The organism is [Clostridium] aerotolerans DSM 5434 (assembly GCF_000687555.1).
In the GTDB taxonomy this organism is placed as follows: Bacteria; Bacillota; Clostridia; order Lachnospirales; family Lachnospiraceae; genus Lacrimispora; species Lacrimispora aerotolerans.
This window is the reverse complement of record NZ_JHWJ01000004.1, coordinates 152,869-167,204: the sequence shown is the minus strand read 5'-3', so window position 1 is coordinate 167,204 and position 14,336 is coordinate 152,869. Positions and strand designations below refer to the sequence as shown.

9 protein-coding genes and 1 pseudogene are annotated in these 14,336 nt (G+C 45.2%); 2 read left to right on the top strand and 8 right to left on the bottom strand.

All coding sequences use genetic code 11. The annotated features are described in order from the left end of the window. Nucleotides 1–31: 31 nt before the first annotated feature. The 3 genes from T546_RS0107535 to pth all read right to left on the bottom strand — a co-directional run bounded on the left by T546_RS0107535 (nucleotide 32) and on the right by pth (nucleotide 4,476). A complete protein-coding gene (locus T546_RS0107535; protein WP_026891092.1) occupies nucleotides 32–217 on the bottom strand; it encodes a hypothetical protein in 186 nt (61 codons plus the stop codon). Between the two features lie 143 nt (nucleotides 218–360). Beyond that, nucleotides 361–3,900, bottom strand: a complete 3,540-nt coding sequence (gene mfd / locus T546_RS0107530; RefSeq protein ID WP_026891091.1) for a transcription-repair coupling factor — start codon at nucleotides 3,898–3,900, stop codon at nucleotides 361–363. 9 nt (nucleotides 3,901–3,909) lie between these two features. Next, entirely contained in the window at nucleotides 3,910–4,476 is a 567-nt protein-coding gene (gene pth, locus T546_RS0107525; RefSeq protein ID WP_026891090.1) for an aminoacyl-tRNA hydrolase, read from the bottom strand. 307 nt (nucleotides 4,477–4,783) lie between these two features. Here pth and T546_RS0107520 point away from each other — a divergent pair, with 307 nt between their 5' ends. Continuing rightward, nucleotides 4,784–6,196, top strand: a complete 1,413-nt coding sequence (locus T546_RS0107520; RefSeq protein WP_026891089.1) for an NAD(P)/FAD-dependent oxidoreductase — start codon at nucleotides 4,784–4,786, stop codon at nucleotides 6,194–6,196. Between the two features lie 276 nt (nucleotides 6,197–6,472). Further along, nucleotides 6,473–6,535, top strand: a pseudogene (locus tag T546_RS26515) (transposase); the annotation flags it as partial. A 27-nt stretch (nucleotides 6,536–6,562) separates the two neighbouring features. Here T546_RS26515 and T546_RS0107515 read toward each other — a convergent pair. The 5 genes from T546_RS0107515 to T546_RS0107495 all read right to left on the bottom strand — a co-directional run bounded on the left by T546_RS0107515 (nucleotide 6,563) and on the right by T546_RS0107495 (nucleotide 14,336). Next, nucleotides 6,563–7,933 carry an FAD-dependent oxidoreductase gene (locus T546_RS0107515; RefSeq protein ID WP_242842198.1) on the bottom strand — a complete coding sequence of 457 codons (1,371 nt, stop codon included), beginning with the start codon at nucleotides 7,931–7,933 and terminating at the stop codon, nucleotides 6,563–6,565. 38 nt (nucleotides 7,934–7,971) lie between these two features. Continuing rightward, a complete protein-coding gene (locus tag T546_RS23060; protein ID WP_051629660.1) occupies nucleotides 7,972–9,978 on the bottom strand; it encodes a heparinase II/III domain-containing protein in 2,007 nt (668 codons plus the stop codon). Between the two features lie 13 nt (nucleotides 9,979–9,991). Further along, the gene (locus T546_RS0107505) at nucleotides 9,992–11,590 is read right to left on the bottom strand and encodes a response regulator (protein WP_084326226.1); all 1,599 of its coding nucleotides are present in this window, start codon (nucleotides 11,588–11,590) and stop codon (nucleotides 9,992–9,994) included. Then, complete coding sequence (locus tag T546_RS24555) at nucleotides 11,587–13,410, bottom strand: sensor histidine kinase (protein ID WP_051629659.1); 1,824 nt, start codon at nucleotides 13,408–13,410, stop codon at nucleotides 11,587–11,589. The genes T546_RS0107505 and T546_RS24555 overlap by 4 nt, the downstream gene beginning before the upstream one ends. Before the next feature lie 62 nt (nucleotides 13,411–13,472). Continuing rightward, on the bottom strand, nucleotides 13,473–14,336 hold the full coding sequence (locus T546_RS0107495; RefSeq protein ID WP_026891086.1) for a carbohydrate ABC transporter permease: 864 nt from the start codon (nucleotides 14,334–14,336) through the stop codon (nucleotides 13,473–13,475).

Sequence of the window (14,336 nt, the reverse complement as noted above, 5' to 3'; positions counted from 1 at the left end):
ATTTTAGAAGAGAGACTTTTAGTGCTCCAGGTCAATAATCACCTTGTCTGACATGGTTTGAAACTTCCTTCGAGGAAGTAATATAACCTTCATGCGCAACTTTTGCTGCTGCATTATTAGGAATGGGAGAAACAAATCGATTCTCAAAAGAACCATTCCTCTGAATCGTCAGTTCATCCGATACTCTTTGTAGAAGATACATACTTAATACGTCCATAGCTACCACCTTTCTCCGAAACAAACATCTTGAAGTAAAGAAAGCATCTGGGACTAAATCCCTTCTTCTACTATTAGTATATCACAAAATACCCAAAAAATCAACCAAACGCCTTTTTATTTTTAGGTAAATTTTCGTTTTTACTAGTTTTTTTCAGACAACTCACCAATCTGCTTCAATAACACTTCCGCTTGGCCTATCATGGTATCTGAAGACAGATTTTTCTTTCGATCCAAATAGGTAAACCTTGGTTCTTCGCCCATGAGGAATTTTAAATCTCCACGGTACTGCTCCACGATCTTTGGAATTCCCTCTACCTTCAGGCGGGCATTCTTGTACATGGTAAGACGGACTTCCTGCCTGTTTATATTCACCTCTGTTACAAAGGCGCTGTGAGCCAGTGCTTTTAAGGCCGCAACCTTTAATAGATTCTCAACCGGCTTTGGGATATCTCCAAAACGGTCCATCAGCTCATCCTGCATATCCATGTATTCCTCTTCATTCTCAATGCCGGAAATGCGCTTATAGATATCAAGCTTCTGATATTCATTCTTAATATAGGAAGTTGGGATGTAGGCATCAATGTCGCAGTCCACCACAGTATTGTAGGTTTCCTCTTCCTTTCGCTCTCCCTTTAACTCCAATACAGCCTGATTTAAGAGCTTACAGTAAAGGTCATATCCAACAGCTTCCATATGCCCGTGCTGTTCTGCGCCCAGCACATTGCCGGCTCCACGGATTTCTAAGTCACGCATGGCGATCTTGATTCCTGAGCCAAGCTCTGTAAATTCTCGAATGGCCTGGAGGCGCTTTTCCGCCTCTTCCTTTAAAAGCTTATCTCGTTTATACATTAAAAATGCATAGGAAATACGGCTGGAGCGCCCGACCCGGCCTCTGAGCTGATAGAGCTGGGATAAGCCCATACGGTCCGCATCCTGTATGATCATGGTATTGGCATTGGGGATATCGAGACCTGTTTCAATGATGGTGGTGCAGACCAGGACATCAATTTCACCATTTACAAAATCAAACATGATTTTTTCCAGCTCATGCTCATGCATCTGGCCATGGGCAAAGGTCACATTGGCTTCCGGCACCAGCTTTGCGATGTGGTTCGCCACCTCATCAATGTTGCTGACACGATTGTATACATAATACACCTGTCCGTCTCTGGAAAGCTCCCGGTGAATGGCTTCACGGACCATCTCATCGTTGTGTTCCATGACGTAGGTCTGAATGGGCATACGGTCTACCGGCGGTTCCTCTAACACGCTCATATCACGGATTCCTACCAGGCTCATGTGCAGTGTTCTTGGAATAGGAGTCGCTGTCAAGGTGAGAACGTCGATATTTTCCTTTAGCTGCTTGATCTTTTCTTTATGAGTCACTCCAAAGCGCTGTTCCTCATCTATAATAAGAAGTCCCAGGTCTTTAAACTGTATATCCTTTGACAGGACCCGGTGAGTTCCCACTACAATGTCTACCATGCCCCGTTTTAAATCCTCGATGGTCTTCTTTATCTGTCCCGGGGTACGGAATCTTGACATCAAGTCCACCCGGATGGGGAAGTCCTTCATTCTCTGGGCAAAGGTATTATAATGCTGCTGGGCCAAAATGGTGGTAGGAACCAGATAGACCACCTGTTTTCCATCCTGGACGGCTTTAAATGCAGCTCTTAAGGCGATCTCTGTCTTTCCGTAGCCTACGTCACCGCAAATAAGACGATCCATGATCTTCTTACTTTCCATGTCGCCCTTGGTGGCTTCAATGGCATCCCACTGGTCATCGGTCTCCTCATAGGGAAACATTTCTTCGAATTCCTTTTGCCAGACCGTATCTCCGCCGTACTGGAAGCCATGGGTCTCCTGTCTTGCTGCATAGAGCATGACAAGGTCCTTTGCGATCTCTTTGACCGCGCTCTTGACTCTTGTCTTTGTCTTGTTCCACTGCTCGCCGCCTAAGCGGTTAAGCTTCGGTTTTTTGGCATCTGCTCCGGCGTATTTCTGGATTCCGTCCAGTCTGGTGGCAGGAAGATATAGGTTTCCGTTGTCCGCATATTGTACCTTTAGGTAGTCCTTGATAACGCCATCCTGCTCAATTTTTTCAATTCCACGGTAAACTCCAAGGCCGTGATCCTCATGGACTACATAATCGCCTACGGATAATTCGGAGAAGTTCTGGATTTTGGTGCCTTCGTAGGTGGTCTTTTTCCGCTTTCGCTTCTTTTTTTCTCCCCCAAACATATCGCCTTCTGTAATGACGATGAATTTAATCATGGGATACTCAAAGCCGCGGTGAAGCTTACCGTAAGTGACCAGAATCTCTCCTGGCTTTACCTCTCTGTCTTCTCCGCTGTCATCGGGGCAGTAGGCTCTTAAATCATACTCTCTTAAATCACCGGCAAGGCGGCTTGCCCTGGTTCTGGAGGCTGATAAAAGGACGACCCGGTAGCCTTCCTTTTTCCATCTGCTTAAGTCCTTGATTAAAAGCTCAAAGCCATTTTGGTAGGCACTTACATTTTTCACCTGAAAGCTGTAACGGTTCCTGACAGCGAAGCCAGTGAGCTTTTGTTCCAGACCGGTTAAATAGACTGTGGTTCCAGTCTGGGTTCTTGCAAGCATTTCCTTAGCCGTAAAAAGGAGACCGGTCTGTCCGGGAAGTAGGTATCCATTGTTTAAACGATGGATCATGCTCTCCCTGAATTCCATTTCCACGGTTTCCCCTTTTTCCTTTAACCGCTCCGGCTCATCTAAGAACACTGCGGTACTATCTTTTTCAAAATAGTCAAAAAAAGAAACGCTGTCCGGGCAGAAATAATGGATATAGCCGTCAAGTCCCTGCTGCTTAAAGCCTTCCTTAAGCCCTTCTAACAGCTCATTGATAATAGAGCGGATCCGCAGGGCTTCCTCCACCTTTGTCTGGGCTTTTAAGTCTTTTTCATATTTTTTTATTTCCTTTTGGATTGCCTCAATTCCATCTTCGATCTGAGTCTTTGTCAGTGTCATCTCCGTGGCAGGATAAATCTGAATTTCTTCCAGCTGGTCAATGGATCTCTGGCTTTCCAAGTCAAAGGTACGAATGGAATCCACTTCGTCATCCCAAAGCTCGATTCGGACGGGAAGCTCTTCTGTCAGCGGGAATACATCGATGATACCGCCTCGGATGGAGAACTGTCCCATACCGTCCACCTGTCCCATTCGCTCGTACCCAAGCTCTCCCAGACGCTTTTTCCAGGTCTCTACCTCAATGGTCTGGCCGCTCTTTACGGAAAGCACCTGATTTTTCAGATACTTTAAAGGAAGCAGATGATCCATAAGTCCGTCAATGGTGGTAACGATCCAGCCGGTGTTTTCCTCCATCAGGCGGCGGAATACGGTCATACGCTGCTTGGTAAGAAGGTTTCCATGGATATCGGCATTGAAAAACAGAAGATCTCTGGCCGGATATAACCACACATTTGTATCAAAATAGCTTAAATCCTCAAAAATCTCTCTGGCTCTGGTATCATCATAGGTCACCACCAGCTTCATTCCAGCATTCTTTGCTGCTTCGTACATCAAGTGAACCTTTTGGGAATCCATGCAGCCGCTCGCCCCTATGGGACCGGCCTTTTTTTCCAGATCTTTTGAGAGGTCTTCAAAGTCCTTAAGCTCCCTCAATGGTTTTTCAAATAATCCGCTCATGAAGTCTCCTTATTTCTTTCTGTTATACTGATTCATCGCAGCATCTGCTCCGTCTGACACTATCATAATGGAAGCTTCGGCTGCCGCCCCATACGCTTCTTCCATGATGGCTTCCTGAGCCTTTGGAAAACGTCCGAGAACATAGTCCGCCAGGTCCATCTCCTTTGGCTTTTCTCCCACTCCCACCCGGATTCTTAAAAACTCCTGGGTTCCTAAATGGCTGATGATATTTTTAAGACCATTATGGCCTCCGGCACTTCCTTTGGCCCGAATTCTAAGCTGTCCTTCTTCTAAATTGATGTCATCGCAGATGACTATAATGTGGTCCGGCTCTACCTTATAATAGTCTGCCATGGAACCAATGCTTTCTCCGCTTAAATTCATGTAAGTCTGGGGTTTTGATAAAATCACCTTTTCCGTTCCAATCATTCCCATACCGCTAAATGCCCGGTGCTTTTTATCCGTTACTAAAATCCCCAGTTTGTCCGCCAGAAAATCAATGGCTTCAAAACCGACATTGTGTCTGGTCTTTTCATATTCTCTCGATGGGTTTCCTAATCCTGCGATGATATACATGATGATTCTCCTTATTATTCTCTATATTAACGGTATTTTTAATTCATGACATTTCTGGCTTTGGAACGCCCGAAAAGCGCTAGATTTTCACCATAGGGGGATCTAACGCTGCATTTATTATTCTAACAGTTTCAAAAAAAGATGTAAAGGCTATCAATGAATATTTAATATCTTATCCCTTGTAATTCCTGTCTCCATTATGATAAAATGATACCGTTGCGCTTATATAAGTTCAAATTCGGTTGTTATTTCCGCCGGCTGCGTGATGGCTGTTTCTAAGGGTTAGAAGGAAAAAGGAGTGATGTTCATGAAGGATGCAAACAAAAAATACGATGTGATCATCATTGGTGCAGGCCCCTCCGGCATTTTCTGTGCCTATGAACTGATTGAGAAGAAACCGGAACTTAAGATACTTATGATTGAAAAGGGACGCCCCATTGAAAAACGGATGTGTCCAAAGCGTACCACCAAGACATGCGTTGGCTGTAAGCCTTGCTCCATTACCACAGGCTTTGCAGGAGCCGGAGCATTCTCTGACGGAAAGCTTTCTTTATCTCCTGATGTGGGAGGCAATCTTCCGGAGATTTTAGGATACGATAAAACCGTGGAGCTGTTAAAAGAATCCGATAATATCTATCTGAAATTCGGCGCAGATGAAAATGTCTACGGCGTTGACAAGCAAAAGGAGATCCAGGAAATCCGCCGAAGTGCCATCAATGCCAATTTAAAGCTGATTGAGTGTCCTATCCGCCATTTGGGTACGGAAGAGGGCTATAAGATCTATACCCGCCTTCAGGAGCATTTACTGGAACAGGGCGTGGAGATGGCCTTTAACACCATGGTAAAGGATATTATCATTGAAGATAATAAGGCAAAAGGCATTATTACCGATAAGGACGAGACCATTTATGCAGACGAAATCGTGTCTGCCATCGGACGGGAAGGCTCTGACTGGTTCAGCCACATCTGCAATCATCATAACATTGAAACAATGGTTGGAACCGTAGACATCGGTGTCCGGGTAGAAGTCCGGGACGAGGTCATGGAGTTTTTAAATAAGAACCTTTACGAAGCCAAGCTTGTGTATTACACTCCTACCTTTGACGACAAGGTGCGTACCTTCTGTACCAACCCTTCCGGCGAGGTAGCCACAGAATATTATGAAAATGGACTGGCCGTTGTCAACGGTCATGCTTATAAATCCCAGGAATTCAAGACGAACAACACAAACTTCGCCATTCTTGTTTCCAAGAACTTTACAAAACCATTTAAGACCCCAATTGAATACGGCAAGCACATCGCCCAGCTCAGCAACATGCTCTGCGATGGCAAGATTCTGGTTCAGACCTTCGGCGACTTCCAGAGAGGAAGAAGAACCACAGAGGAGAGATTATGCAGAAATAATATCATCCCTACCTTAAAGGATGCCGTACCGGGAGACTTATCCTTAGTATTCCCTCACCGTATTATGGTTGACATAAAAGAGATGCTTTTAGCTCTTGATAAGGTAACTCCAGGTATCGCCAGCGATGAGACTTTATTATATGGAGTTGAGGTTAAGTTCTATTCCAATAAGGTTGTTGTGAATGCTGACTTTGAGACCAGTGTGGAAGGACTTAGAGCCATTGGAGATGGAGCGTCTGTGACCAGAGGGTTACAGCAGGCATCTGCTAATGGGATTAGTGTGGCTAGAAGTATTCTTAATAAAATTGTATCTTAATAGTAATCATAAAAGCTGAATCAAGTTACTGAATAATCTTGAAGCTGTAGATTACTTAAACGAACTAAATGAATAAAAATGTAGATGATATAGAAAAAGGGGCTGTGAAAAACAGCCAAATTAAAAAGAGGAATTTCGACTCATAGTTAATGAGTTGGAATTCCTCTTTTGTGGTAATATTTAACTGAATATGAAAAATCAAACCACATCTTACAATAGAACAAAACAGGGTATTTTGCCAATGTTTATTTCAGATTTTTTTGATATTTGTGATCCGGTTTTATGACAAGCGGATATATGTCACTTCGGGAACTTGAAGACAACTGCAAAGTAAATATCAGTTTGTCTATGGGGTAGGGGACTGCATTAATAAGGGTCAAGAAATGCCCCCTGGGTCTTTAAAATTTCTCTAAGCTGTTCCACATCAATTTCCGCCACACTACACTCCTGACCGGCTGCAAGAGCTGCCGCAGTTCCGGCCCCCTGGCTGATGGCCATTAGTATGGGCGTCACACGGACTGCCCCACAGGCTTCATGAGTGGCGCTCATACACCTGCCGGTTACCAGAAGATTATCCAGCTCATTGGTATACAGGCAGCGGTATGGAATGGAATACCAGCTTCCCCGTTTTAAATGATAATGCTTTGTCTCCTCTCCGTCAGGCGAATGGAGGTCAATCGGATAACCGCCCATAGCAATGGCATCTTCAAACATCTTATTCTGAAGCAGATCGGAAGCGGTAAGCTTATATGCGCCATTGATTTTTCGGCTTTCCCGCACGCCAATATGGGGTCCAGTAGCCACGATGACCGCCTGTTCAAATCCCGGTACATATTTTCTCATGAGGTTTACAATTATATGAGCCTGTTTTCTTCCTTCTATTTCTGCCTCCGTTAAATCAAAGGAATTCAACGGACTTTTCCTCTTGATCCGTGACATGTTAAGAATATATTCTCCCAGATTATTGGTCTCAAAGCACAGCACCATATCCCTGTCAATGGGGAATTCTCCTGATTCCTTTGCCTTTCTGATTACAGAATATGCTCCCTGCACTCCGCTTCTTGGAATCAGCTCCAGACGGTCAAACGGAATGGTTGAGAGCATGTCATCCGAATTCTGCTTTACGTATTCAATCACCTTTTCCCTATCCACATTCTGTACCTTGACGTTCATTGTCATGGGCTGGGCAAGATGATCCTCTTCTCTTCCGTATACGCTTTCAATCCCCGCATGTACGGCGAGATCGCCATCTGCTGATGCGTCGATGAAAATCGTTCCAGTCACATCAAAAAATCCCTGTTTTCCATATAGATGCACCTTACTGATCCTGCGGTCCTCCCGCTCACATCCAGTGTAAACGGTATGATACAGCAGATCAGCTCCCGCTTCCTTCACCATGGTTTCTAATATCAGCTTCATTCCTTCCGCATCAAAAGGAGTTACTGAACTGGCGTAACCCACAAAGTCCTCCATATGGCCCGGAGAAAATCCTTCTTTTACCATACGTTCCACGATCTCCTCCGCAATCCCACGGACCACCTGTGTGCTTCCGGCATGAAAGGTCATCTGGGGACCAGTTCCGCCCATTGTCAGCATTCCGCCCAGACAGCCATATTGCTCCACCAGAAGCGTCCTGGCTCCGTTTCTGGCACTGGCAATGGCCGCTGCTGTGCCAGCAGGACCTCCGCCGATGATAACTACGTCGTAATTTAAAACCTGTTTTATGTCCTGTTTCAATTCCTTCCCTCCTTTCTTATCTCCCATATATTTTGTTTTTACATTCTAAGCTCTTTGCTCCATACCCTTCCGCTTCCATTCTCTTTCCCTTCCACCATAACCAACATTGTGCCTGACTGCCAGGAAAAGTCCACCTGGTCGATCCTGCAGGGACCATTGCTGCTGGTTATCACATGGGCAAATACCGCTTCCTGCCCATACGCTCGCTCAATCTGATAATTAATATCTGAAACCGAAGGATTATCCGGTCCTTTCCCGTAATATAGTTCCTTGCCCAGATTCCAGGTAAACACATCCGTTCGTATTTCTCCATCCATATAAGAGAATACCGAATTCCCCTTTCCTTCATTTAAACGATCTGTTTTCTTCATAGAATGCAGATGCCGGTAGGGTTTACGGTCAGAAAAGCACTCTATTTTCTTTCCTTCCGGCGCAGTAATAGTTTCCCCGGAAACATGCATCACCCAGTCTATGGGTAAATCTTTTCCGACTCCTTTTACCACGAATACCTCTGCAAAGTAATCTTCCGCCCAGGCGATCTTTCTCTCCATCTTTACTCCGCAGTAATTCTCTTCCTTCCACTGCTCAATGGTAAATGTGTCCGGCATTTCAAAGGGAGCTCTCCAGTCTGCTTCCGCCTCCACATACACAACGCCATCCCGTTCTTCATACCTTGTGAGTCTGGCATTGACCGGAGACTGGTTTTCTTCTCCGATATTCACCGTATTATGGGAGCCTGTATTCTTATAATAATCATAATGCATCACAGCTCCATATCCTGTGGTTCCAAGATCCGGGGAAATCCGTTTTCCAAACCCCAGATAGCTGATTGCCAGGCGGTCATAATGATCATGCTCCCCGCCATACCGGTCATGCTTCAGCAGTAAGTACCTGCCGTTAGTTCCCCTTAATATGGTGCTGCCGGACTCCCCTGTCTTTCCATGATAATTCTCTAGAACTGTTTCCTGCGCGGGCAGCTGGTCAACGCCATAGATAAATGCCTCTGAATTGTCCCTTTTCTCCTCTTTATAAAGCTGATTCAGCACATACAAAAGCTTATCTCCCCCCATTTCTCTGTAAGCAAATTCATAGAGATACAAGCTTTTAGATGTATGCCCGTAATTCGTGTCATTTAACATGGGAATGCGAAATCCAGGCTCCAAATAAGACACCAGAAGCTCCATCATGGCCTTATAATTTGGATGTCTGATATGGCTGTGCTCCGTATGAAGAGCGAATTTCTCATAAGCAAAGAAACTGGTCAGCGCATAAAAATGATATCCAAAAGCCCCTTCAAACCACATATGATCCGCAAGCATCCCCTTTTCCAGCTGATATAAAAGCCCATAAGGCTCATAAACGGCAAACCTGATATAAGAATCTATATGAAAGATCAGTCCGATAATAGCAATGGCAGAATTTATGATCACCTCATGGTTATGAAGCTGTTTATGGCGGTGCTCTATGAGAAACTCCGCGCCCGGAAGAAACATCTCTTTCTTTATATGCTCCCTTTCCTCCTCCGTCATAAAATCCCATAACAGATCATAGGCCATGGCAAAACTGCGAAGAAAGTTAGCTTCATCAAGGGTCTGGGCCCCTGACTTTCCAGGGCCGTTATACGGAATATTCCCATGAACCTCATATCCGTTATAATACCTGGCATACTCTGCCATGATATCAATTGCTTTTCTGGCATACTCCATTTCCCCGGTGATCCTGCTGATTAAGCCCATCTGGAAGGCCGCCGTATAATTTTTGTTGTTGGTTATCCCCCACCAGGCACTGTCATAGGGCTCACCCGAAAACACCTGACCGCAGGACGGACACTGGTGATGAAAACCGTCGCTTCGGTCATAGCTTAAAGATACGGAGCAATTGGGGCAGTAATAATAAAGAGTCCAGTTGGCGATCCCCGTCTTGGGAACCCGTATGGGATCCTCCATAATCTCTTTTGTCGCTTTCTTTAAATTCCAGATGGCCTGGGGCTGCCTTTTTCCTTTTTCCTGCAAATGCCGGATTTCCTGTTCCGTAAATTGAATCATATCCCGTCCCCTCCTAATATAAATGCTCTTCTTCCACCGCCTTTTTAAATTCCGTAGGCGTACACCCGTAAAATTTTTTAAAGCTGCTGGCAAAATACCTCTGATTCTCATAACCGCACTCTTCTGCAATTTCCTGAATCTTTAATCCGGTTTTCTGTAAAAGCTTACCAGCCCGTTCCATCCGTTTCCGAATCAAATATTCTCCAAGACTTTCCCCCACATACTGCTTAAAAATCTGTCTTACATAGCTGGAACTGAAATGCACCTTTGCAGCTACCCATTCCAGATCCAGATCCACATTTTGCAGATCATTTTCAATCATCAGCTTTATCAGCTTTACCACCGCATCCGCCTTTGTTTCCTCTGAATTATCCCTGACCACCAGACAGCATTTTCTGATATAGGAATCCAGCATATCTTTCATATCCATAAGGCTTCCATATGTAATCCGGTCCTGCATGGAGGTCAAAGGCTCTGTATCTGCCCGGTCATAGCCTTCCTGTTCCATGTCATTTTGAATGGCATAAACCAGCTCCCCCACAGATACACTGACGTAGTCATTTTTCTTATTGGAATAGGAAGCATAGCACTTCATCAGCCCGGCTAAGCTTTTAAGAGCATCTTCCTTTTGTCCCCGCCTTACGGACATTCGAATCTGATTTTTCCATTCCCGGATCTGACCGCTGGTGATTTCTTCTTTCTTTCCATTATCCTCTCCATAAAAGAGGATCTGCCGGTTTCCGTCTAAATTCCCCCGCCACATAGCCATGGCTTCACGATAGGAATGTTCTAAGTCCAGCTGGCTGGTGTAAGCCTTTCCAACCGCACAGCTCAATTGAAAATGATAATACTTTTCCAGACTGACATTGATTTTTTCCAGGACAAGGCCAATGTTTCTCAGGAAACCATCTTCATTTTCTCCGCTTCCGCACCAGATCACAGCCAGCTGTATGCCGTCAAAGCTGACCGCATACATGAACATATCGGGAAGGAGATAGCCGTTTCTCACCAGCATCAAGAATTCCTCCACCTGCTCCTGTCTGCTGAAATCCCAGGCACTTCCTTCCAGCCGCATGACCCCTGCTGCATAATATTTACCTTCCAGAGAAATGTCTGTCTCTGTCTGGCACTCCTTCCCCTTCAGCAGCGCTCTTAAGGCCTTTTCCCGTACAAGCCCTTCCCGGCTTATGGCCTGTTCCTTTAAAAGACTCATATTCTGCTGCAAGGCTTTCTGACTGTCCAGTTCTTTCAGCAGCTTCATTAACACCTCCGTCAGCTCTTTTGGAAGAAAGGGTTTTAATAAATAGTCCTTTACCCCCAGGGATATGGCCTGTTTTGCATAATCAAATTCATCGTATCCGCTTATGACCACATTTTTGCTGTGAAGGCCGGCCTTCTGCATCTCTTTTATCAACTCCAGACCGTTCATAAAGGGCATGGCAATGTCTGTTATCACAATATCCGGCTTCTTTGAAAGAGCTTCCTTCAACCCCTCCCTTCCGTCGCCAGCCACAGCCACCACCTCTGCATCAAGGTCAGAACTATGGATGTTTCTAACCAGCAAATCTCTTACATAGTCTTCGTCATCAATAATCAGCACACGGTACATCATTCCACCTCGCCTGTTTTTGTTGGAATTGTTAATATGGCTCTCGTCCAATGACCAAAACTGCTTTCATAGCGCAGTCCATAGCCGTCCCCGTAAAATAACCGGATTCTTTCGTTTACATTATAAATGCCATAGCCTGCCTTGCTGTCCGTCCCGCCCATTTCCAGAGTTTCATTCATTTGAACCAGCTTATCCTCCGGAATACCGGCTCCGTTATCCCAAACGGAAAGTTCCAAAACCACCTGCTGGGATATAGTGTAGGTTTTTCCGTAGATCCTGATATTTCCGGCGCCCTTTGTTTCCTTTATTCCATGATAAATGGCGTTTTCCGCCAGCGGCTGTAAAATCAGCTTGATCAGCCGGGTCTCCAGCCATTTTTCATCCATATCTATCTCATAGGACAAGCGGGAATGGTAGCGGATGCTCTGGATTTTAAGGTAACTTGCCACATGCTCCAATTCCTCTGCCAGAGTAATAATCTCGGCTCCCTTGCTTAAGCTGATGCGGAAAAACTTCCCCAAAGAGTTGGAAAGGATGCTGATCTCTTCTGCTCCCTGGTCCGCGGCCTGCCAGGTAATAGCGTTAAGGGTATTATAAAGAAAATGAGGATTAATCTGGGCCTGAAGCGCCTTTAATTCCGCTTTCCGCTTCTGTTTCTGCACCTCTGAAACATAATCCCGCTCCCGTTTCAGTTCCTCAATGGTCTCCTCCTGCTTCTGCACCAGACTTTGGATTTCTCCAATCATGTAGTTAAATGTTTTTGCAAGGCTCCCGACCTCATCCTTATAAGGATAGAAAAACCGGACGCTTAAATCTCCTTTTTCCACGCAGCTCATCCGTTTCTCCAGCCGCCGCAGGGAATCCGTTAACTGGTGGGATAAAAGAAGAATGGCGGCAACTGTGAACAGGAACGCGATTCCCATGATCTCATAAATCACATTCCGCAGATTCTTTAAGCTGCCAAGCAAGGTCTGCCTGGATTTGAGGCCATATATCTGCCAGCCATTTTCTTTCAGGCTTTCGTAGGTGACCAGGTAGGTGTCTCCATCATACCGGTAATCACTTGTAATAACGTTGCTGCCTGCTTTTCTTGTTTCGGACAGCTTCATCAGCTCCTTCGAATCGATTCCCATGGAGCCGATCAGGACGTTTCCCGTTTCATCCAATATCAGAATCTTGTCAAAGAACTCATATTTTCCTTCCAAAAGCCGTTCCAGTTCCGTTTTTTTCAGCTGAATCACCAGATATTCCACTCCCACATAGCCCTGAACGCTGAACTGCCATACGATGGGGATCACCTGGTCATTATCCTGAAATATTTGGTCTGTCCATACCGGAAACCAGCGTATGGATTTACCCGGACTATCCTCATAGCTTTTGTAGAAAACAGACTCCTGGAAATCAAAATCCCAGTTCCGCATGCGGACGAAATTATCGAAGCTGCCTTTATCGGTGTAAATGAAAGTAGAATGAATGAGACTCTCTCCTGTTTCAAAATCCTTCATAAAGTCGGGAACCGTCCCCAGTGCCTTTACCAGGTTGATATCATTGGGGTTGTTTAAATAATCGGATAGAGTCACCATAAACGTGTAGTTGGCCAGCATTCCCTTTGCCCTCTGGTTGATGACTCCAAGGCGCATTCCTAGAGTGTCAGCGATCTGAACAAGAACATCTTCCGCTCCTACCTGGAAATTTTCTTCTATATCATTGGAAGTATACCGGTAATAAGACAGACCGCTGATAACCGTGGTAAAGAAAAACATGACTCCAAACAGCCATATGATCTTGCTGCGGAACCGAAGATTGTTCCAGACTCTTTTCATGATACCCCGCCCCCTGTTCAACTCCATTTTTTTCAGTATATCACAGCGTCGGTTCTTTTTCCTTATCCTTTTACTGCCCCTGCCGTAAGCCCGGCTATGAACTGTTTATTGGCAAACAAATAGACGATCAGGATCGGAATGATGGCAATGGATGCACCCGCCAGCATAATATGCCACTCGGCCGCCGCATTGACGGAATACTTTAACTGTACCACAGCCACCGTAAGGGTCTGAAGCTTTGGCTTGGAAATTGTCATAATCAAACTGGTGATGTAATCATTCCATGCATTTCGGAACGAAAACAGGGCCACAACAGCCAAAATCGGTTTGCTCAGAGGAAGAATGATGCGGGAGTATACCCCATACAAGCTGCATCCGTCAATAATGGCTGCTTCATCAAGTTCTCTTGGAATTCCCTTTGTAAATCCCATGACCAGAAATACATTGGCCGCCTGACCTCCGGTAAGAGCAATGATAAGGGCGAAAATGGTCTTGTTCAGCTTCAAGGCCCGCAGCAGCTCGTAAATCGGGTACAAGGTAACAGAGCCCAGGGACACAAACATCATGGATAAATAAAGGGCCATCAGCACCTTCTTGCCTGCAAAATCCTTTCTTGCCAGTATAAATCCGGCCAGGGAGCAGGTAGCCGCCGCCAATAAGGTTACGGAAGCGCTGACGATTACGCTGTTTATGGTATATTTGGTGAAATCCGCCTGAACAAAAGCCTGATAATAATTTTCAAAATGCCAGGCCGCCGGAAAAAATCCGCCTCCCTGAGTCAGCTCTGCATTTGTTTTTAAGGAACCAAGTACCGTATACACCACCGGATAGAGAGTAAATATGATCATGATCCCAAGAAAAAGCCATTTTCCAATGAGTGCGGCCCACGCGGTTTTTGATAAGTGTTTTTTATTCATTTCTGCCAT